This window comes from Nonlabens antarcticus (assembly GCF_015356755.1).
GTDB classification, from domain to species: Bacteria; Bacteroidota; Bacteroidia; order Flavobacteriales; family Flavobacteriaceae; genus Nonlabens; species Nonlabens antarcticus.
In genome coordinates, this window is sequence record NZ_JADFCO010000066.1 from 781,118 (window position 1) to 803,841 (window position 22,724).

16 protein-coding genes and 1 pseudogene are annotated in these 22,724 nt (G+C 37.5%); 10 read left to right on the forward strand and 7 right to left on the reverse strand.

Annotated elements, in window-relative coordinates:
• Window position 1: 1 nt before the first annotated feature.
• The 3 genes from IQ282_RS14515 to ytxJ are packed head-to-tail and all read right to left on the reverse strand — an operon-like array spanning window position 2 to window position 2,578.
• Window positions 2-1,315, reverse strand: a complete 1,314-nt coding sequence (locus tag IQ282_RS14515) for an MFS transporter (RefSeq protein ID WP_194852589.1) — start codon at window positions 1,313-1,315, stop codon at window positions 2-4.
• A 48-nt stretch (window positions 1,316-1,363) separates the two neighbouring features.
• The gene (locus tag IQ282_RS14520) at window positions 1,364-2,179 is read right to left on the reverse strand and encodes a M48 family metallopeptidase (RefSeq protein ID WP_194852590.1); all 816 of its coding nucleotides are present in this window, start codon (window positions 2,177-2,179) and stop codon (window positions 1,364-1,366) included.
• A 9-nt stretch (window positions 2,180-2,188) separates the two neighbouring features.
• Entirely contained in the window at window positions 2,189-2,578 is a 390-nt protein-coding gene (gene ytxJ / locus IQ282_RS14525; protein ID WP_228547344.1) for a bacillithiol system redox-active protein YtxJ, read from the reverse strand.
• Window positions 2,579-2,750: 172 nt separating this feature from the next.
• On the opposite strand from ytxJ, the gene clpB reads away from it, so the two are divergent.
• The 5 genes from clpB to IQ282_RS14550 all read left to right on the forward strand — a co-directional run bounded on the left by clpB (window position 2,751) and on the right by IQ282_RS14550 (window position 13,060).
• Window positions 2,751-5,360 (forward strand): ATP-dependent chaperone ClpB, encoded by a 2,610-nt coding sequence (gene clpB, locus IQ282_RS14530; RefSeq protein ID WP_194852591.1) that lies wholly within the window; start codon window positions 2,751-2,753, stop codon window positions 5,358-5,360.
• Between the two features lie 295 nt (window positions 5,361-5,655).
• Entirely contained in the window at window positions 5,656-7,434 is a 1,779-nt protein-coding gene (locus IQ282_RS14535; protein WP_194852592.1) for an AMP-dependent synthetase/ligase, read from the forward strand.
• 279 nt (window positions 7,435-7,713) lie between these two features.
• Window positions 7,714-9,078, forward strand: coding sequence for an exonuclease domain-containing protein (locus tag IQ282_RS14540; RefSeq protein WP_194852593.1), 1,365 nt, complete (start codon window positions 7,714-7,716; stop codon window positions 9,076-9,078).
• Window positions 9,079-9,217: 139 nt separating this feature from the next.
• A complete protein-coding gene (locus IQ282_RS14545; protein WP_194852594.1) occupies window positions 9,218-9,946 on the forward strand; it encodes an SAM-dependent methyltransferase in 729 nt (242 codons plus the stop codon).
• A gap of 222 nt (window positions 9,947-10,168) precedes the next feature.
• Window positions 10,169-13,060, forward strand: a complete 2,892-nt coding sequence (locus IQ282_RS14550) for a M16 family metallopeptidase (protein WP_194852595.1) — start codon at window positions 10,169-10,171, stop codon at window positions 13,058-13,060.
• Window positions 13,061-13,576: 516 nt separating this feature from the next.
• Here the strand turns inward: IQ282_RS14550 and IQ282_RS14555 are convergent.
• Entirely contained in the window at window positions 13,577-15,022 is a 1,446-nt protein-coding gene (locus IQ282_RS14555; RefSeq protein ID WP_194852596.1) for an L-serine ammonia-lyase, read from the reverse strand.
• Window positions 15,023-15,553: 531 nt separating this feature from the next.
• Here IQ282_RS14555 and dnaK point away from each other — a divergent pair.
• The 4 genes from dnaK to IQ282_RS14575 all read left to right on the forward strand — a co-directional run bounded on the left by dnaK (window position 15,554) and on the right by IQ282_RS14575 (window position 20,301).
• The gene (gene dnaK / locus IQ282_RS14560) at window positions 15,554-17,461 is read left to right on the forward strand and encodes a molecular chaperone DnaK (RefSeq protein ID WP_194852597.1); all 1,908 of its coding nucleotides are present in this window, start codon (window positions 15,554-15,556) and stop codon (window positions 17,459-17,461) included.
• Between the two features lie 449 nt (window positions 17,462-17,910).
• Window positions 17,911-18,399: a hypothetical protein gene (locus IQ282_RS14565; RefSeq protein WP_194852598.1), complete on the forward strand. Its 489-nt coding sequence runs from the start codon at window positions 17,911-17,913 to the stop codon at window positions 18,397-18,399.
• A 409-nt stretch (window positions 18,400-18,808) separates the two neighbouring features.
• Window positions 18,809-19,093, forward strand: coding sequence for a hypothetical protein (locus IQ282_RS14570; protein ID WP_194852599.1), 285 nt, complete (start codon window positions 18,809-18,811; stop codon window positions 19,091-19,093).
• A 308-nt stretch (window positions 19,094-19,401) separates the two neighbouring features.
• Window positions 19,402-20,301, forward strand: coding sequence for a DMT family transporter (locus tag IQ282_RS14575; RefSeq protein WP_194852600.1), 900 nt, complete (start codon window positions 19,402-19,404; stop codon window positions 20,299-20,301).
• A 47-nt stretch (window positions 20,302-20,348) separates the two neighbouring features.
• Here the strand turns inward: IQ282_RS14575 and IQ282_RS15130 are convergent.
• A pseudogene (locus tag IQ282_RS15130) lies at window positions 20,349-20,456 on the reverse strand (IS110 family transposase); the annotation flags it as partial.
• A gap of 299 nt (window positions 20,457-20,755) precedes the next feature.
• On the opposite strand from IQ282_RS15130, the gene IQ282_RS14580 reads away from it, so the two are divergent.
• Entirely contained in the window at window positions 20,756-21,142 is a 387-nt protein-coding gene (locus IQ282_RS14580; protein ID WP_194852601.1) for a DUF6122 family protein, read from the forward strand.
• Between the two features lie 116 nt (window positions 21,143-21,258).
• Here the strand turns inward: IQ282_RS14580 and IQ282_RS14585 are convergent, their stop codons facing one another.
• On the reverse strand, window positions 21,259-22,065 hold the full coding sequence (locus tag IQ282_RS14585) for a type 1 glutamine amidotransferase domain-containing protein (RefSeq protein WP_228547345.1): 807 nt from the start codon (window positions 22,063-22,065) through the stop codon (window positions 21,259-21,261).
• A 14-nt stretch (window positions 22,066-22,079) separates the two neighbouring features.
• Window positions 22,080-22,712: a nitroreductase family protein gene (locus tag IQ282_RS14590; protein WP_194852602.1), complete on the reverse strand. Its 633-nt coding sequence runs from the start codon at window positions 22,710-22,712 to the stop codon at window positions 22,080-22,082.
• Between the last annotated feature and the right edge of the window lie 12 nt (window positions 22,713-22,724).

Sequence of the window (22,724 nt, forward strand, 5' to 3'; positions counted from 1 at the left end):
TTTAATCTTTTAGAGCCTCTTTAAGCTTAGGTACTCGAGCTAATAAGATAATTCCAAGAATAAAAAATACGACTAGAAAAAGTATGCTACTGCGCATGGACCCAGATATTTCTCCTACAATAGCAAAAATCAACATCCCGAATACAATACCGATTTTTTCAGCCACATCAAAGAAACTGAAATAAGATGCGGTATCCTTACTTTCCTCAGGAATCATTTTGGAATAGGTACTGCGGGATAACGATTGGATCGACCCCATAACAAATCCTACAAAGCCAGCGGTAATGTAAAACTGGATAGGAGTCGTCACAAAATATCCATAGATACACACGCAAGCCCATACGATGTTGATGCCTATCAGAACCTTGATATTTCCATGCTTTCGCGAAAGCGAACTAGCGACAAAAGCTCCTACAATAGCGACAAGTTGTATGAGTAAAATGGAAATGATCAATCCCATGCTCGCACCATCGTCACCCCAATTCACTTCTTCAGTACCAAAATAAATAGCTACAAGCATCACAGTTTGCACCGCCATACTGTAAACGAAAAACGCTCCTAAATAACGTTTCATTTGTTTATTATCTCCCAGCTGATTCCAGATTTTTTTAAGCTCTGTAAAACCATTCGTAAAAATATTTCGAACCTCGTCAGTGTTCTTTTTAGTTCCTGAAGGTAAATAGGCATAAGTGTACTGCGCAAAACCGATCCACCACACTCCTACTAGAATAAAAGAAATTTGAATAGGTAATTTTTCACTTTCAAAAAAACCGCCTTCAATCAATATGAGACAAATCACTAATAAAATCACGCTTCCTATATAACCCATTGAAAAGCCACGAGCACTCAATTTATCCTGCTGTTCTGGAAAAGCAACATCTGGTAAATAAGAATTATAAAAAACTAGGGAACCCCAGAAACCAACTAAAGCCAACAAATAAACTAATAAACTAATCCACAAATAATCAAAACTGAAGAACGCCAATGCGATGCTACAAGTTCCTCCTAAATAGCAAAAGAACTGCAATAAATATTTCTTTTTACCAGAGTAGTCAGCAACGCCCGAAAGAATAGGAGAAATAATACTGACTATTAAAAATGCCACAGCTGTGGTAAGAATAATGATAGTTTCATTATTCATATTCACAAAAATATCTGGTACATTTCCCGTTTTGTACGCACTCTTACTGATTGCGCTATAATAAATGGGAAAAATTGCAGTGGCAATAACTAGTGAATAAACGGAGTTTGCCCAGTCGTAGAATGCCCAGGCAGTCATTAACTTTTTGTGACCTTTAGGGTAAGTTTTTTGCATAAAAAAAGGGTTCTTGAAGAACCCTTTAAAAGTATGTTTTTGAAATGACTATTTGAAACTAGTCACACCATATTTTGCAGCTTCAGCTCTCGCTTGTGGTGCGATTTTTTGAAGGTTAGCAATACGGGACGCATTTGAAGGGTGTGTACTTGCAAATTCTGGCGGAGCCTGTCCACCACGAGCAGCCATACGCTTCCATAACTCTGCTCCCTCATCTGGATTATACCCAGCAATCGCAGTAAGGTACAATCCTATTTGATCTGCTTCTGTTTCATGTGATCTGGAAAAAGGCAGCAATACACCATATTGAGATCCCAATCCATAAGCTTGTCCTAAAATAGCTTGAGTAGATTCACTTTGACCGCTCCCAGCAACTGCAACACCTACAGCTCCTAAAGCTTGTAATTGACCAGCACTCATACGTTGAGCACCGTGATCTGCTAGAGCATGGGCAACTTCATGACCCATAACAACAGCTACACCTCTATCTGTCTGGCAAATAGGCATAATTCCAGTATAAAAAACAATTTTACCACCTGGCATACAGAAGGCATTTACATTTTCATCCTGGACTAGGTTATATTCCCACTCATATCCATTTAGATATTGTTGTTCACCTAGAGCATTCAACCACTTTTCTGCTGCTACTTTAATATTAGCACCTACGTTGTTAATCGTACGAGCATCTGCGGTTCCTTTGACTACTTTATTTTCAGTAAGGAATTCATCGTATTGGGCAAATGCCGTTGGAAATATTGAGCTGTTAGAAACAAAATTCAAGGTTTTTTTTCCTGTAAAGACATTTGTTTTACAAGAAAAAAGCAGGAAAGCTACTGCGATAAATAATATGCGTGTGATTTTCATAAGGTTGGTTTATTTATTGAGTTGTTGAATTTTTTTAATATCAATACCATGATGACTTTCCGTGTGAATGACCAGACCATCTTTCAATACAATAACTTGAGGAGATTGATGCGCGACCTTCAACTCTTCCGCAATTGCATTACTGACATCTCTATTATTCAAAAGATCCAATAGGTAATAGGTTACATTTTGATTAAGCTCTTCATAGTTGCGTTCAAAATTATTTAACGCCATCCTGGAAATCCCACATCTTGTGCTGTGCTTAAAGATTACCTTAGTAGTCAATTTTGAATTCTTAACCAGATTATGCAGCTGGTCCACAGACTCAAGTGACTCCCATTTTATACCTTTTATTTCATCCTTAGCGATATCGCGCTGAGGTTTAAATAACTTATCCATGATACCCATAATTGATTCGTTTTGAACCCTGCAAATATAATAGGTATTCATAAGTAAAAGTACTAAGAGTTTAACAATATGACAATATGTCTGATTATAAACGATTATCGCATGACTTATTGGCAAATTTGAAATTGGTATATACTTTGACTTCTTAAATAAAACATAACAGATGAACATAAACAAACTTACCATAAAATCGCAGGAAGCGCTTCAACAGGCGCAGCAACTTGCACAAGAATTAGGACATCAAATCATTGAGAATGCGCACCTCTTTAAAGCTATCTCAAAAATCGATGAAAATGTTTTGCCTTTTATTTTCAAGAAGCTCAACATTAGTTTGAGTCTTGTAAATCAGCTAGTCGACAGTCAGATTAGTTCATTACCTAAAGTGGAAGGCGGCGACCTTCAATTTTCTAGAGAGTCGAGTCGTGATATTAACAACGCAATTTCTCTGGCATCAAAAATGGGAGATGAATATGTATCAATTGAGCATTTATTACTCAGCATATTTGACGGCAAGTCAAAAACTGCACAGATCTTAAAAGATCAAGGCATGAGTAAAAAAGAGCTGGAAAAAGCGATGTATGAATTGCGACAAGGCGATAAGGTAACCTCTCAAAGCGCAGAAGAAACCTACAACAGTTTAAATAAATATGCTAAGAACTTAAATGAACTTGCAGATCAAGGAAAGCTGGATCCAGTTATAGGTCGAGATGAGGAGATCCGCAGGATATTGCAAATTCTTTCTAGAAGAACTAAGAATAACCCGATGTTAGTCGGAGAACCCGGAGTTGGAAAAACAGCAATTGCAGAAGGACTTGCACACCGTATAGTCGCTGGAGATATTCCAGAAAATTTAAAAAACAAACAGATTTACTCCCTAGATATGGGAGCATTAATTGCTGGAGCAAAATTCAAGGGAGAATTTGAAGAACGACTGAAGGCAGTCGTTAAAGAAGTGACCTCCAGCGATGGGAACATCGTTCTTTTTATTGATGAGATTCATACATTAGTAGGTGCGGGCGGTGGTGAAGGCGCCATGGATGCCGCAAATATTTTAAAACCAGCACTCGCTAGAGGAGAATTGAGAGCTATAGGAGCGACTACTCTTGATGAATACCAGAAATATTTTGAAAAAGACAAAGCGCTAGAGCGTCGATTCCAAAAAGTAATGGTGAACGAGCCAGATACGGAAAGCGCTATCTCCATATTGAGAGGTATAAAAGATAAATATGAACACCACCATAAAGTGCGCATAAAAGATGATGCTATTATAGGCGCAGTGGAACTTTCGCAGCGTTATATTACCAATAGATTTCTTCCTGATAAAGCCATCGACCTAATTGATGAAGCAGCGTCAAAATTGCGCATGGAAATCAATTCTAAGCCAGAAGAACTGGACGTACTCGATCGTAAAATCATGCAAATCGAGATAGAGATCGAAGCTATCAAACGAGAGAAGGATGAGGTAAAACTAAAGACTTTACGCAGTGATCTGGCAAATTTGAAGGAGGAACGCAATGAATTGAATGCGCAGTGGGTGAATGAGAAAGAGCTCGTAGACAGCATTCAAGATGAAAAAACAAACATAGAAAACTTCAAGCTTGAAGCAGAACGGGCAGAACGTGATGGAGATTATGGAAAGGTGGCGGAGCTGCGTTATGGGAAAATAAAGGAAAGTCAGGTACAGCTGGACAAACTCCAATTAGAAGCCAACAGTCTGGATAAAACGAAATCACTTATTCAGGAAGAAGTGACTTATGATGACATCGCAGAAGTGGTGGCTAAATGGACGGGAATTCCAGTTACTAAAATGCTACAAAGCGAGCGTGATAAATTATTGAGACTGGAAGATGAGCTTCACAAACGTGTGGTAGGTCAGGAAGAAGCTATTGTTGCCGTGAGCGATGCCGTACGTAGAAGTCGCGCTGGTTTGCAAGATCAAAAAAAACCAGTCGGCTCCTTTTTATTCTTGGGAACTACCGGAGTTGGTAAAACAGAGTTGGCCAAAGCGCTGGCAGAATACCTCTTCAACGATGATAATGCCATGACACGCATTGACATGAGCGAATATCAAGAAAGACACAGCGTGAGTCGACTGGTAGGTGCGCCTCCAGGATATGTAGGATACGATGAAGGAGGACAACTTACAGAAGCGGTACGACGCAAACCTTACTCCGTTATATTGCTGGACGAGATTGAAAAAGCGCACCCAGATACCTTTAATATATTGTTACAAGTCCTCGATGAAGGACGATTAACCGACAATAAAGGCCGAGTAGCTGACTTTAAAAATACGATTATCATTATGACCTCAAATATGGGAGCTGATGGTATACAAGAGAGCTTTGAAAACTTCAAAGGTGATCTTGAAAGTACGATGGAAGCTGCTAAAGTCGAGGTTTTAGCCGCTCTCAAACAACGCGTTAGACCCGAGTTTATCAACCGGATCGATGATATTGTGATGTTCACTCCATTGAGTCAAGAGAATATTAAACAAGTGGTAAGACTACAGTTAAAAGGTGTGACAAAAATGTTATCACAACAGGGAATTATTGTTGATACCACAGAACAGGCGGTAGATTTACTGGCACAATTAGGTTATGAGCCGCAATATGGAGCGCGACCTGTCAAGAGAATCATTCAAAAGCAGATTCTGAACGAACTTTCTAAAAAAATCCTTTCTGGAAATGTATCTTCAGAAGATGTAATATTGATTGATACCTTTGAGGATCAGATTGTTTTTAGAAATGAAAACACTGTTGTTGATGTAGATTGAGAAAGGTCCTTAGCTAATTTCCACCTGCGATGGATTTAGTTTACGACCTTTTTATCGCAGCTCACCAGTCTAGAATATAAATGAATCCACTGACGAGCCTTTCCTATTTATACCAGGAGAGGCTTTTCTTTTACATGCAGTAAAATGCTATTACCTAGCAATCCTAAGCTTAATTTGTTAAATGAGTGTTTATTCGCTTTCGCGAAAGCGAATTTATTATCAATAGTGATATTCGGATTTTAGCGTTTGGGATATCAAGATCTTTCCTTACTTTGCAATACACAATTATCAAAATATGCAAATCAAAAGACTTTTTGACTTTCCATACCACCAGTTGGAAAAATTTCCTAGAAAGGATTCCCTAGTGACTAAAGTTAATGGAAAATGGGTAGAAACTTCAACCCAATCCTTTGTTGACCAGGCGAGAGCTATATCCCGAGGATTGCTCAAAATGGGGATTAAAAAGGATGATAAAATAGCTTTGATTTCCACGACTAATAGAACGGAATGGAATATCATGGATATAGGAATCATGCAGACTGGCGCGCAGGATGTGCCTATTTATCCTACCATTTCTGAAGATGAATATGCTTATGTTTTGAATCACAGTGAATCAAAGTATGTGTTTGTATCAGATCAGGAGGTATATGACAAGGTTATGTCTATAAAAGATCAGGTAGCTTCACTTGAAAAGATTTTTAGCTTTGATGAAATTTCTGGTTGTACCAGCTGGAATGAAGTAAAGGAAACAGGAAAATCTACCGATAATGATGCGGCGCTGGGTGAGATGATGAAGTCCATTCATGAGGATGACCTGGCTACTTTAATCTACACTTCTGGAACTACTGGCAAACCTAAAGGTGTAATGTTGTCTCATAAAAATATTGCTAGCAACGCTATAAATTCAGAGACTAGATTGCCTATTGAACTTGGTAATTCTAAAGCGCTAAGTTTTCTTCCCGTGTGTCATATTTATGAACGAATGCTGCAATATCTGTATATCTATACCGGTAGCGGAATGTACTTTGCCGAATCACTAGATACGATATCTGAGAATCTTAAGGAAGTTCAACCTGAGGTTATGAGCGCTGTGCCTCGTCTTCTAGAAAAAGTATATGATAAAATTATTGCTAAGGGCGCTGATCTAGACGGTGTAAAAAAGAAATTATTTTTCTGGGCGGTTGAATTAGGTCTGGAATGGGAGCCTTACGGTCAGAATGGCTGGTGGTATGAAACAAAATTAAAGCTTGCCAAGAAATTAATATTTTCAAAATGGCAAGAAGCTCTAGGTGGAAACCTAAAGGCTATTGCTAGTGGTAGTGCTGCATTACAACCACGCCTTGCTCGTGTCTTTAATGCCGCAGGTGTTCCTGTGATGGAAGGTTATGGTTTGACAGAAACCAGTCCCGTAGTCTCTGTAAATGATATTAGAGATAAAGGATTTAAGATAGGAACCGTAGGTCGCCCGCTTCCACACACAAAAGTTAAGATTGCGAAGGATGGAGAGATTCTAGTAAATGGTCCACAGCGCATGTTAGGTTACTATAAGGATCAGGAAAAAACCGATGAGGTTCTTGATGCTGATGGATTCTTTCACACTGGTGATATAGGTGAAATTGATGCTGATGGATTCTTGAAAATTACAGATCGTAAAAAAGAGATGTTCAAAACTTCTGGTGGTAAATATGTTGCACCGCAAATGATTGAAAATATCATGAAGCAAAGCCGATTCATCGACCAAATAATGGTGATAGGAGAAGGTGAGAAAATGCCAGCTGCATTTATCCAGCCTAACTTTGACTTTTTAGAAGATTGGGCTAAGCGAAAAGGAATTTCTTTTACAGATCATAAAGACCTTATCAAAAACGATCAGGTGAAAGAGCGCATACAGCAAGAAGTAGATACTCACAATGAGAATTTTGGTAATTGGGAACGCGTTAAAGTCTTTGAATTAACTCCAGAGGTCTGGTCTATAGAAGATGAGCTCCTCACTCCTACCATGAAATTAAAGCGTAGAAACATTAAAGAAAAATACATGGATCTTTATAATAAGATCTATCATGAGAAAATCTAAATCTCAATTGTAATTTTAAAAAAAGGTCTGCCGTTGGCAGACCTTTTTTTCGTTTAGCAAGTGTGGTTCTGATCCTGAACTCAATCGTTTATTTTGAATTGGTCTTGTCAAAAAATCGCAATTCATGGACTGTAAACACTTTCTTTTTGTCAAAACTCAATCATTTTATACCCGTAAATAAAGCAATCTCAATTCAAATGCATTTTTAATTTAAAACGTACATTTGAAATCCAACAGCTGTAAGAATAACGCTGATTTGAATACTTTAAAAAATAGCATTTGTACGCAATTGTAGATGTAGAAACTACCGGTGGGAAGTTTAATGAAGAGGGAATTACTGAGGTCGCCATTTATAGGTTTGATGGTCACGAGATTGTCGATCAATTTGCCAGTCTTATAAATCCGGAGCAGCCCATACAACCTTTCGTAGTAAAGCTTACGGGTATAAACAATGCCATGCTAGTACGTGCCCCTAAATTTTACGAGGTAGCAAAGAGAATCATAGAGATTATGGATAGCGCCACGCTGGTGGCCCATAATGCTAACTTTGACCACCGCATGTTACGGCTAGAATTTGAACGTTTGGGTTATGAATTTGACAAACAAACTTTGTGTACGGTAGAGTTAGCCCAGCAATTAATGCCGGAACAGGAAAGTTACAGTTTAGGGAAATTAGTTAAGTCTCTTGGTATTCCTATAACGGACAGACACAGAGCCACTGGTGATGCATTAGCCACCGTCAAGCTTTTCAAATTGCTACTTAATAAAGATACTAGTAAAAATATTTTACAACAAAGCCTTAAATCTTTTCCCAAGCCAGTTGTTGCTACTAATCTTAAATCACTTATTGAAAGTGTGCCAGCATCTACAGGAATTTATTATTTGTATGACGCAAATGATACTTTGATCTACATAGGTCGCAGCCGCAATATCAGGAAAAATCTAACGCAACATTTTACTAGCGAGCGCAAAAAATCTGTAGAGTTGACCGCTCTTGTTACCGATGTAAAATTTGAAAAAACAGGAAGTGATCTGGTTGCAATGCTCAAGGAAAGTTTAGAAATCAAGAAGCACTGGCCGAAATTCAATAAAAAATCTAAAAGAAAAAATTTCTCTCACGGATTGTACACAGAGATTGATGCCGATGGTTATATTACTTTTAAGATAAAACCAGCTGCACGAGATAATACATATATCACGAGTTTTAGCAATTCAAAATCTGCTAAAACGTTCCTAGAATCTATGGTTAATGAGTATGAATTGTGTCATCGATTGATAGGCCTGGAAAAGGATGGAACCGGGAGTTGTATCAAGTACGACCTTCAAGAGTGCCGCGGTGCTTGCATCAAAGCAGAATCTGTAGCAGATTATAATTTGCGTGCTCAAGAAATGATTGATGCAAACAGTCTCGTTCATAAAAATAAAATAATAATTGATCGCGGTCGAGAACCTTCTGAACGCAGTATAATATTAGTAGAAGACGGAATCGTAAAAGGATATGGATATGCAGATTTACAAATCCAATTTACCGATCCAAAAATATTGAGAAACGTGATTACTGAAATTCCGGAAGATGCGGAATCCAGACACGTGGTACAAAGTTATTTAAGACACAGAAGAGTAAATAGGATTGTGAATTTTTAAAATTCACATTAAGATTTATATTTTTCATCATCCTTTATAGATCACTTATTACATTTTAAATAACCTTCGATACTTAAAAAACACCAGCTTCCACCCTATCCTTTAATATGTAACTTGAAGGATCCTAATTATCAAAACTATGCCATCAGAAAAAGGACATTTGTACTTAATACCAGTAACCTTAGGAAGTATTGACCCTTTGGAGGTGATGCCTATTTCCGTAAAACACATTGTTGAAATGGTTGATGATTATATCGTGGAGAATGAGAAGACAGCAAGAAGAGCGATTAAAAGTTTAGTTCCAGAAAAGCAACAATCTATATTAAACTTTTCCCTCATAAATAAATATACTGACATCTCAGAAATACCAGAATTTCTCAATGCTTGTCTTGCAGGAAAAAATATGGGATTAATGAGCGAAGCCGGAGTTCCTGGAGTGGCAGATCCAGGAGCAGATGTGGTTGCAATCGCTCATGAAAAAGGTATTAAGGTTATCCCGCTAGTGGGACCCAGCAGTATTTTAATGGCAGTTATGGCTAGTGGTTTAAATGGTCAAAATTTTGCCTTTAATGGATACCTTCCTATCGACAGTAAAGATCGACGCAAGAAAATTACAGAATTAGAGCAACGATCTAGAATCGAGCAGCAGGCACAGCTTTTCATAGAAACACCTTACAGAAACGGAAAAATGCTGGATGAATTAATCAATTCGTTAAATCCTGAAACCATGCTTTCCATTGCATGTGATATCACCCTACCTACAGAGTTTATTAAAACACAGCCCGTTTCCCAGTGGAAATTTAATAAAGAGGAGTTTCACAAACGACCAGCAATATTTATGCTTCAACATAAGGCTCAATCCTATTAAGAGCATTCAGATTCATTAATTATCTTTTTTAAATAAGATCAGGTATATCCTATTCATTTTAGATGTAATAATCTATTGAAGAGTGGTTTATTATCGTTAATTGGCTTACAGCCTCCTTCCAATTCTGAACCTTTATTTTCAATAAATATAAATTTATAACTAAAACTAAGTTCTTAGTCCTTATTTTTAGAGTCTAATTTTATCAAATACCAATCACAAATTATGAAAATCAACAAGATTTACTATGTATTTCTCACCGCGTTGATCATTGCCTGTTCGCCTAAAATGGCAGACAAGAAAATGTCGGACAATGAGAAAAACATGGAAAATTCCAAGTCTGAAATGGCTATGGAAGAATCCATGAATGCAATGCCGGGAATGGACGAGATGATTCCTATGGATCCCAGTGTTCGCATGGGTGTTTTGGACAACGGCTTAACCTATTATGTAAAAAATAATGGAAAACCAGAAGACAAAGTAGAATTGCGCCTTGCAGTAAATGCCGGTTCTGTTCTAGAAGATGAAGATCAACAAGGTCTTGCTCACTTTATGGAACACATGAACTTTAATGGAACTACAAATTTTGAGAAAAATGAACTGGTCGATTACCTTCAGGGAATCGGTGTCAAGTTTGGAGCAGATTTGAATGCGTACACTAGTTTTGACGAGACCGTCTATATTCTTCCTATCCCTAGTGATGATCCAGAAAAACTGGAAAAAGGATTCTTGATTTTAGAAGATTGGGCACACGGTGCTTTATTGAAAGAAGATGCTATCAACGACGAGCGCGGTGTTGTTCTTGAAGAATCGAGAAATGGTAAAGGTGCCAATGATCGTATGAATAAAGTAACAATCCCAACTCAATTTTACGGTTCTAAATATGCAGAGCGTCTTCCTATAGGTAAGGATGAAATCCTCAAAAACTTCACACCAGAAGTATTAGAGCGATTCTACAACGACTGGTACCGTCCAGACTTGATGGCTGTTGTTGCCGTAGGAGATCTAGATCCAGCGGTATTAGAGCAAAAGATCAAGGATCATTTCTCTAAAATAAAATCAGTTGACAGTCCTAGAGAACGTCCTGTTTTTGAATTACCTAATCATGACGATACTAAAGTTGCAGTTGCTCAAGACCCTGAAGCTACTTTTGCATCTGTAAACGTTAGTTACAAGGACACTTTTGAAACAGAACCTACGACTACAGTGGGCGATTACCGGGACGACCTAGTAAATGGGTTGTACTCGTTTATGATTAATAATCGTTTGCAAGAAGTCACTCAAAAACCTAATCCTCCATTCATATTTGCTCAAAGTAGTTATGGTGGTACGGTTGCCAAAAACAAGAACGCCTATTCTTCATTTGCAGGATCTGCTCCAGACGGACAGTTAGTAGCTTTGAAAGCAGTACTTGAAGAGAATCAACGTGTGAAGTTGTACGGTTTTGGAGAAGGTGAATTAGAACGTGCAAAAACCGCTTATAGCTCCTTTATCCAGTCCACTTATGAAAACCGGGACAAATTGGAAAGTGGTCGTTTAGTAGGTCAATATGTACAAACCTTTTTGAATGGTGGCGCTGCTCCTAGTATTGAGTGGACTTATAATAAAACAATGGAGTTGCTTCCAACGATTACAGTTGAAGAAGCGAATGCCAAGATTCAGAAGTACATCCACGACGATAATAGAACAATAGTTTTTACTGGTCCTACAACAGAAAACAAGCCTACAGAAGAAGAAATCTTAAAAGTGGTGAATGATGTCGCTTCCGCGGAAATTGCTCCTTATGAAGACGCAGTGGTTCGTGAGAACTTGATTGAAACATTACCAGCGCCTGGTGCGATTACTAAAACAGAATCTAACGAAAAGTTAGGAACTACAACCTATACGTTAAGTAATGGAGTAACCGTAACTACAAAAGCAACTGATTTCAAAAATGATCAAATCTTGATGTCTGCCTACAGTTATGGTGGAACCAGCTTATATTCAGATGATGATTATTTAGCTACTGTATTTGCTAACGGTGGATTGACACAGGCTGGTGTTGCTGGTCTATCTCAAACAGATATGGATAAATATATGACTGGTAAATTAGTAAATGTTCGTCCTTCTGTGGGAGGAATTACTGAAAATTTGGGTGGCTCTTCTACTCCACAAGACCTAGAGACCATGTTTCAATTAGTACATGTTTATATGACTGACTTGAATAAAGATGAAGAAGCTTATGGTAGTTTCATTTCAAAGCAGAAATCCTTTGTAGGTCGTATGATGTCGAATCCTCAAACATACTTTGGTAACGAAGTAAATGAAATGCGTAATGAGGGTAATCCACGATACGCAGGTTTCCCAGATGAAGCTGCTTATGATGCTGCAGATTATGATAAGGCTTATGAGTTATATAAAGAGCGTTTCTCTAATGCAAGCGACTTCAACTTTTTCCTAGTAGGTAATGTTGATGAAGCTGTGATCATGGATTTATCTAAAAAATATCTTGCTAACCTTCCATCTACAGGAGAGAAAGAAATGTACAAGATTTCTGACTGGAAAGAAAAACAAGGAACTCGTAAAATCACGGTGAATAAAGGAACTGAAGAGAAGAGTCTGGTTCAAATGATATGGGATTATGATATTGCTACTTATGACGCTCAAGAAGAGCTTGCCGTTAATGCTTTAGGAGAAGCATTAACCATAAGAATCATAGAAGTATTGCGCGAGCAAGAAGGTGGAATTTATGGTGGTGGTGCTCGTGGTAGCATGAGTAAAATACCTGAGCCAGGATTCAATTTCAGTGTTTCTTTCCCATGTGGGCCGGACAACGTTGAGAAATTGATCGCTGCTACTCAAAAGGAAATCGCAGAATTGAAGAAAAATGGTCCTAGCGATGAAATCCTCAATAAAGTAAAAGAAGGTTATTTGTTAGAACATAAAGAAGATTTGAAATCAAACTCTTACTGGTTAAATAATCTAGTAAGCGCAAGTCGCGAGCAACGTGATCCAAACAAAATGATGAACTTTGAAGCGGAAGTTGCTAAAATGACTGCCAAGGATATTCAGGATGTTGCTAAGAAATATTTGAATGAAGATTACATTCTAGCGGTCTTAATGCCAGAAGTCAAGTAATTTTTAGTTCATAGAGCTTCACTGCTACTCTATTGTTAAAGCCCATAACATTTAATTGTTATGGGCTTTTTTAAATTTTGGAAAGTTGTGGGAGTATTGAAAGTTTCGTTACTCAAATAAGTATGTTCTCAAACGAAATCTAACTGCCAGCCTACCTGATCAGGATTTAGTATTTGAAAACAAATATTTCTGCAGCAAATTCTTATGTGAGATATAAAAGGTGTTTAGTAAAACTCAAATTCCGTTTATATCCAGAATTCAAACAATTGAGAAAGTCTTTCTGAAGGTGTCAAATTCTAACGTGCAGTATACCTGGGAAATTTTCGGCTTACTATCTCTTTTTATTCAAATTGCTGAGAAGCAAACTTTCGCGACAGCGAGATTAAAATGCTCTTACAACCTTCTCAAACGATCGAATACTATCATTAGAAGCAAAGAAGACTTACAACTAACGTAATTTAGAGATTTAGGAAGAAACTTTTTCCAATAGCTAAGCTATAAAGGAGATATAATTATCTAGCAGTCAGACAAGGCAACATTGACCGCCAGTCCTCCCTCACTTGTTTCCTTATATTTAGAATTCATATCCTGCGCGGTTTGCCACATCGTCTCAATAACATTATCGAGCGGCACCTTCACGTTTTTAGCATCGGTTTCTAGTGCCATTTCGCAAGCATTGATAGCTTTTATAGCTCCCATAGCGTTGCGCTCAATACACGGTATCTGAACCAAGCCGCCTATAGGGTCGCAGGTCAGACCTAAATGATGCTCCATCGCAATCTCGCTAGCAATTAAAACCTGGGCTGGAGTACCGCCCATCAATTCTGTAAGCGCACCTGCCGCCATAGCGCTGCTCACTCCTATTTCTGCTTGACAACCGCCCATAGCGGCGCTGATGGTTGCTCCTTTTTTAAATAACGCTCCTATCTCACCTGCCACCAATAAGAATTTTTTGATATGCTGGAAATCGGCTTGATGGTTTTCTATCGTGAGGTAATACATAATCACTGCTGGAATCACACCAGCACTACCATTTGTAGGGGCTGTGACCACACGTCCTAGAGAAGCATTGACCTCATTAACGGCAAGTGCAAAACAGGATACCCATTTCAAAATCTCACGGAATTTTACTTCCGTTGATCTAATGGCGGTAATCCATTCTTCTTTATTTTTATAATCGGCACCTTTTTGTAAGCGCTGGTGGGTATCAAATGCACGACGTCTCACATTTAGTCCTCCTGGAAGGGTTCCTTCCGTATGACATCCAGTGTACATAGAATCCAACATTACATCCCAAATATCTTTCAGTCTGGAATCTATATCTGCGGGATCGTTAAGGTATTCTTCATTTTCGAGAACGATCTGAGAAACAGATTTGTTATCCCTTTCACAATATGCCTGTAGTTCTGTAGCTTTAGAAATAGGTCGCGGGAAACATTCAAATATTGCCTGTTTACGTGCGGCTCGCTTGCGTTCTTTCTGTACAAAAAAACCACCACCTATACTGAAGTAAGTTTCGTAAACCACTTTTCCATCATTCAAAACTGCCTTGAAACGCATTCCATTGGGATGAAATGGCAGGAAATTTTTATGAAAATGGATCTGAGTGGCTGGATCAAATTTAATAAGGTGAACACCATCCAGCTGAAGCAATTTCTGGTTAGTGATGTAATCAAAAGTTATAGGAATCTCTTCTATATCGCAGGTTTGTGGGTCTGCATTTGTAAGTCCTAAAACAACTGCAATATCAGTTGCATGGCCTTTTCCAGTTAAGGATAAGGAACCATATAAATCCACCTCGATCGAGGCTACTAATTCAAGCCTGTTTTTATCTTTTAGTTTACTTAAGAAATTGCGAGCCGCCCGCCATGGTCCCAAAGTATGGGAACTGGATGGCCCCACACCTATTTTAAGCATGTCAAATACACTTATGGCTTCAATGTTTTTTACAGTTTCAGACATATGGAGTTGGCTTTTTTGCAGTGACAAATATAGGGAATTAGGTAGTAGAACTCCCATTACCGCTTTTGCTTAGGGGAATGCGTTTAGTTCCTATTAAAGTACTAATTGCTCTGGACTTCTTTATTATTTAAATATTAGAGGTTGATCTGATTTAGAATCCTTCTTTCTAGTAACCGCTGTTCTCCATGAAACGATTTGCTATTCTCAAATTCAAGATTTTACCATTAATTGTATTCGTAATTCTGGATTGTAAAATCTTTCTTAGATACCGATTTTCATACTTGCAATTATTAGTGTTCTTGCTCTATAATGAATCATTAATTATAGGGTTGTGAGAAGTTCGCTTTCGCGAAAGCGGTTTAAACATAGGCAATGTGACAAGATTTGAATCGATCAGAGCTATTAACCAATTGTGATTTATGCCAATTCTGAACTCTTTCTGACAGCTTGTCATTGTGAAACCGCTGGCACAAACATTGACTTTATGAGATCGTAACAGAAATTAAAATTTGCTAACTAAAATATATTAAAATGAGTAAAATAATAGGAATTGACTTAGGTACGACCAACAGTTGTGTTTCCGTAATGGAAGGAAGCGAGCCCGTGGTAATCCCTAATGCAGAAGGAAAACGTACGACTCCATCTGTCATCGCTTTCGTTGAAGGTGGTGAGATTAAAGTAGGAGATCCCGCAAAAAGACAAGCAGTAACTAACCCAACTAAAACGGTGGCATCGATCAAGCGTTTTATGGGTAACAAATTTAGCGAGGTTTCTAACGAGGCTGGTCGCGTACCTTATAAAGTAGTAAAAGGTGACAACAATACGCCACGTGTAGATATCGATGGCCGTTTGTACACGCCACAGGAATTGAGTGCTATGATTCTTCAGAAAATGAAGAAAACAGCAGAAGATTATTTAGGTCATGAAGTAACTGGAGCAGTAATTACTGTACCTGCATACTTTAATGATTCCCAACGTCAGGCAACTAAGGAAGCTGGTGAAATCGCTGGTCTTAAAGTAGAGCGTATTATTAATGAGCCTACCGCAGCAGCACTTGCTTATGGTATGGATAAAAAAGATACAGATCAGAAGATCGTTGTATTTGACTTCGGTGGTGGAACGCATGACGTTTCTATCCTAGAATTAGGTGATGGTGTATTTGAGGTTCTTGCAACTGATGGTGACACGCATTTAGGTGGTGATGATGTGGATGAGAAGATCATCGACTGGCTAGCTGACGAGTTTCAGTCTGCTGAAGAAATTGACTTGCGTAAAGACCCAATGGCTTTACAGCGTTTGAAAGAAGCTGCTGAGAAAGCAAAAATTGAGCTTTCTTCAAGTGCACAAACAGAGATCAACTTACCATATGTAACGGCTACCGCTAGCGGACCGAAGCACTTAGTAAAAACATTGACTAAATCTCAATTTGATAAATTAATTGCTGATCTTGTAAAGAGAACCATCGAGCCTTGTGAAAAAGCGATGAAAGCTGCTGGATTATCTAAGAGCGACATCGACGAGATTATTCTTGTAGGTGGATCGACTCGTATTCCTGCCGTTCAGGAAGCTGTTGAAAAATTCTTCGGTAAGAAGCCATCAAAAGGTGTAAATCCAGATGAGGTAGTTGCCGTAGGTGCAGCGATCCAGGGTGGTGTTTTAACCGGTGATGTGAAAGATGTATTGTTGCTGGATGTGACGCCGCTATCTTTAGGTATCGAAACCATGGGTAACGTGATGACTAAATTGATTGAGTCTAACACAACTATCCCAACCAAGAAATCCCAAGTATTCTCTACCGCTGCTGACAACCAGCCTAGTGTTGAGATCCACGTACTTCAAGGAGAACGCGCTATGGCACCGGATAACAAGACGATCGGTAGATTCCACTTGTCTGACATTCCACCAGCACGTCGCGGTACACCGCAAATCGAGGTAACCTTTGATATTGATGCTAACGGTATCATCAAAGTAAGTGCTGAGGATAAAGCGACAGGTAAGAAACAAGACATCCGTATCGAGGCTTCCAGCGGACTAAGCGAAGAAGAAATCGAGAAAATGAAGCAAGATGCTGCTGCAAATGCAGACGCAGATAAGAAAGCTAAAGAAACTGCTGACAAACTGAACAGCGCAGATCAAATGATCTTCCAGACAGAGCAACAGTTAGAAGAATTTGGCGATAAGCTTCCAGAAGATAAGAAAGCTCCTATTACAGAAGCGCTTGACGAATTGAAAGCTGCTTATGAAACTAAGGAGATTGAAAAAATCGATCCAGCACTAGAAAAACTGAATACCGTTTGGACAGCAGCTAGCGAGGAAATGTACAAGTCACAAGCGGACGGTCAAGGTGGACAACCTGGCCCAGACGCCGGTGGTAATGCAGAATCTTCAGATGCTGACACTAGCGATGTAGAAGATGTAGATTTTGAGGAAGTGAAGTAATTGAGATAGTAACGGCGCAGCCGTTGCGTAATCAAACTTTACCCAAACAAGTGCTAGCGCAGATTTGGGATCTTTAAAAAGTAAGAAAGACCCTGATTAATTTCAGGGTCTTTTTTTTGTTTCTATGAAAATTATATTTAAACAATTACTCGAGTTATCACTTACTCGAATATATAATCTTGTTGGGTTTATCTTTCATCTGCATAAGTTCGCTTTCGCGAAAAGAGCAAGATATAATGACCTACAAATAGCCGACATTAAACGTTTACTTTCAAAACATGCTGATAACCAGCAAAACAGGAATTGTGTATTTACGCAAATAAAATGCATTTTAGCATAGTGAAATGACTGATCGTCAGCGGTTATAAATTAACTTGTGTATATACACTAGTTGTGCAAAATATTTGGGCAACTTTACAAACATCAGTAATTAAACCAAAAGAAGTGATATGCTTGCTAAATTAGAAAATGGAATCGTTAACGTTTATAATGAAAATGATATTATAATAGGCGGAATCAAAACAGAATCAAATTATAAAAATGCTGAAATTACTATAGGCGAAAAACGATACCAATTATCTCGTGAAAAATGGAATACGCAAATATCAGAAAATGGAGAGATTAAATACAATTTGAAAAGCAATTCGTTTTCTGGGAATACCGAGATATTAGAAACTGAAAGAAAAATTACAGGAGTTTTTGGATTAAAATGGGCAACAAAAATGATTGACAACCAAAAAAATACTCTAATTAAAATTAGAAACGAAAGTCAATTTGTAAACAAAAATAAATACGAAATAGAAGTTTCAAGTAAAGATGTTACAGATTTAGAAATAGTTACTACTTTATATGGACATCTATACGGTTCGAATATGAAAACTCAAGCAGTAATAATTGGAGCGATAGCTGGTTCAGGTGCTTTAATATATTTCACTTAGTTACGCGAAAAATACTTTGCACAACAACGTATATATCTCATAGCTAGTTAGTTGCTTAATCGAAGTTAAGGTTTATTTGCTAGTCCGCCAAATTTTTAAATTTGACGATTTCCAATAAAAAAGATAAATAGTAAAATTTAAAAACCTGGCTTGTGCTTAACCGAAAATTATTTTTCTAATTTGCACGCTACGAGCCATATACAGAGACGTTCTACACCATTTGAAAAAAACATTCATCATATCATTACTACTAGGATTTCTAATTAGCTGTGGAAATAGTAAGTCTATATCTAATATTGAAAAATATTTAATTGACATCGATAACCGAACAGACCTGAATGAAATCGTCTCTGAATCAAGCAATGAAAACTTAAGAAGTGACTTAATAAGTCAAATAAAAATTCAGATATTGAAAAATTCAAATGACGAAGTTGTCAAGGTTACAGCAGACATAATTCAAAAAAACAGAATCCCTGTTAAATACAAATTTTATTTTAAAAACGAAGTATTAATCTTTGCAAGAATGGCTGAGTTTAATGAAAGTCGGAAAGACACAACAATGGATAGCGATTATTATTTTAATGTGTCGGAGTTAATAAAACAAGTTGATAGAAAGAAAAACGAAATGGAAGCGGAAACTGTAATGAATGTATCGGAATTTTATTTAGTTTTTGGTAAAGAAAGTGCTGAGTAAAACGGTGTAGAACAACGTATAAAAACAATAGGGCAATTGTGGCTAAACCGGATGGTTCGGACGCTTTTTCGAGGTCGCCAAATTTTTAAATTTGGCTTATTGAGAAAAAAAATAATAAGAAAAATTTAAAAATTCGGCTTGTGTTTAACTGAATGGTTAGCGACTGTTTGCAGCCCTACTGTTCTTATACACGACCGTTGGGCGCAATTTGAAAAACCAATGAAAGTCAATGAAAAAAAACTTGATTGAATGATTATATACAAATCGAAAGATTAAATTTGTCGAATTAAAAAAAATATAGACACTTTATGAGGCAATTCATTCAAAATAAATATTTTCTACTCATCTTTATTGCTATAACCTGGGGTTCTTCTTTTATACTCATAAAAAAATTACTACCAGTATTTGACCCATATCAAATCGGAGCTTTTAGGGCAGGATTGTCAGGCTTGCTTTTGTCATTTATTGGATTCCCAGCTTTGAAAAGAATGTCAAAAAAGGATGTTTTTTGGATTGCTCTATCAGGATTATTTGGTAACTTTTTAGTGGTCTTTATTTTTCCTATTGCACAACAAGGCGTAAGTAGCTCATTGGCAGGCATCATAAATGCATTAGACCCAATATTCACACTCGTTTTAGGAGCAATTCTGTTTGGAATCAGAAATAAAGTTATTCAATATGCTGGAGCAATAATTGGATTTATAGGTGCGATCATTTTAGTTTACTCTTCCAATTCAGGAAATGGCGAAAATCATCTTTATTATACGGTTTTATTGGTTATAGGTTCGGCACTTTATGCCGTTGCCGCACTCATTATTGAAAAAAAATTACATCACATAAAATCGACAGATATATCAACAGGTATTTACACTATTTGGATGGTGCCGTCTCTTTTAATTTTAAGTTTTTCAGGTTTTTTTACAGACATTGATTACAGCCAAAATGAAACTTTAACGGCTCTAGGCTATTTAGTCTTTCTAACCGTCATTAGCACTACTTTGGTAATGTTTTTGTTTTTCAAGCTTGTTCAAGATACCTCTGCAGTTTTTGTAAGTACTATTTCACTTTTATTACCAGTCGTTGCGGTAATTTGGGGCGTTTTGGACAAAGAGAAATTTACAGTTTGGTATGCAATCGGTGGATTATTAATTTTGATTAGTGTATATCTCATTAGAGAAAAGAAAAATAAATCATTGGAAAAAGAATAAAAACTGCGCCCAACAAAGTACTGTGGTAAAAAACAAGTAAAATCTACTTAGTTTTTAATTAAAGTGCTTCTGTACGAGTCGTCATAGATAAGTCCGGATTTTGCAATGGCAAATGCCTGTTTTATGAGCTTATTGCATATCGCTAAACTGCATAACTACAAAACGCTCATATATCCACTGAAACAATCCGTTATCACCACCAACATCAGCGCCGTCCTCTTCCCTATTCTTGGAATCTATTTAAGCCGTTTAAAAGGCTCTTGATGCTTCTGACTAGAAATTTTAATGAGTTGAGAATATAATTTTTTATAGCTCAGCTTTTGTGATATTTCAATTTATACTGAGATGTTTAAAAGGAATAAGCTGTTTTAGATCTACTAAAATTTCATGTTGGTTCTAAATTGATACAGAAGTATCTGTTTTTTGAAGTAATATCGCTGTCCTATAAAATTTTATGCAACTATTCCTTCACTACTTCCTTCATTTTGGAGCTCCGTTTTTCATCGCATATCTATTCTTTAAAAGTGATTGGAAAAGGGTTTATCTGATCCTGCTAGCTACAATGCTGGTGGATTTAGACCATTTGATTGCCAGTCCGATATTTGCAAACGATCGCTGTAGCATAAATTTTCATCCGTTGCATACCTATTGGGCTATGGTAGTTTATGTGGTGCTCTTATTTTTTAAAAAACCGTTTAGAGTCATCGGTATAGGTTTACTATTTCACATGTTTACTGATACCGTAGATTGTATGATGACATATGCGAGTTGCAAGGACTGTCTGGCGGCATCGCCTGCGATACGTCTTTTAGAGACGATAGGTGAGTTTCTAGGGATATAGATCCAGTTTTATTTTGGGAATGAGTAACTACAGAATGAAAACAATTAAAAATAGGAACCTAAAAAAGCCCATACTTACATAAAGTATGGGCTTTATGATTTTTAATAATGTAAAGGTTATTTAATTGCTTCGTATAGTTTCTCAGCAACCAACTTAGAAGATGCTGGATTTTGTCCGGTGATCAATCTTCCATCTTGTAAAACATATTCTGACCAGTCAGCACCCTTAGAATAGATTCCTCCGTTTTTTGTAAGCATATCTTCCACTAGGAAAGGAACAACATCTGTTAAACCAACAGCTTCTTCTTCTGAGTTTGTAAATCCTGTGACTTTCTTACCTTTTACTAGAAACTCTCCATCAGTTCCTTTCACGTTTTTTAAAGCTGCTGGTGCGTGACATACAAATGCGACAGGTTTCTCTAATTCGTTGAACTTTTCAATCAACCTAATAGATGTTTTATCATTAGCTAGATCCCATAAAGGACCATGTCCACCAGGATAAAATACAGCGTCGTAGTCTGCTGGGAAAATGTCAGTCAGCTTGTGAGTGTTGTTGATTAGTTCTTGAGCTTCTGTATCCTTGTCAAATCTCTCTGTAGATTCTGTGGCATTATCTTCAGTGGCACTTCCTGGATCGATGGGAGCTTTTCCCCCTTTAGGAGTTGCAAGCGTAATTTCTACGCCTTTATCTTTTAGAGTATAATAAGGTCCTGCAAATTCTTCTACCCAAAAACCTGTTTTTTTACCAGTGTCTCCTAGCTCATCGTGCGATGTTAATACAAATAATACTTTCATGACTTTTTGTTTTTTAATGTTAGTACTCAATTTTAATGGCTCATTGTCTGCCACCTTGTTTTCTTTGTTGTTGCATCCTATAAGTGCTAAAACCATTATAAGAGGTGCAAACGTATTTTTGATATTCATATAATGAAATATTACTAATTCAATACAGTGACCAGTTCTTCTGTGCTTTTTCTAACCTTTACTAGATCTACCAGCCAGTCTTCAGAAGATGCCCGATAACCTAAAGGTAACAATACTGATGCACGCAAACCTTGTTCTCTTAACCCTAAGATCTCATCTACCGCGTCTGCATCAAAGCCTTCCATAGGAGTAGTATCTACTTCTTCATATGCCGCAGCAATAACAGCATGTGCAAATGCTATGTAAGCTTGTTTTGATGCGTGATTGAAATTCTCTTCAGCATCTTTTTGTGGATAGGAGTTCAATAATTGCTGGCGGTAATTTTCCCAACCTTCGTTTTTGAAACCTCGTATTTCGTTAGTTAAATCAAACATATGGTTAATCCGTTCTTTAGTGTAGGTATCCCATGCGGCAAAAACCAATAAATGCGAACAGTCTGTCACCACCGATTGATTCCAGGCTACAGGTTTGATCTTAGCCTTAATCTCATCACTAGTGATTACAAAAACTTCAAAAGGTTGAAGCCCACTGGATGTGGGTGCTAATCGAACTGCCTCTAAAATTCTATCTATTTTATCCTGAGATACCTTTTGACCATTCATGGCCTTTGCGGCATACCTCCATTTTAATTTTTCTAGTAATTCCATTATTTATATTCT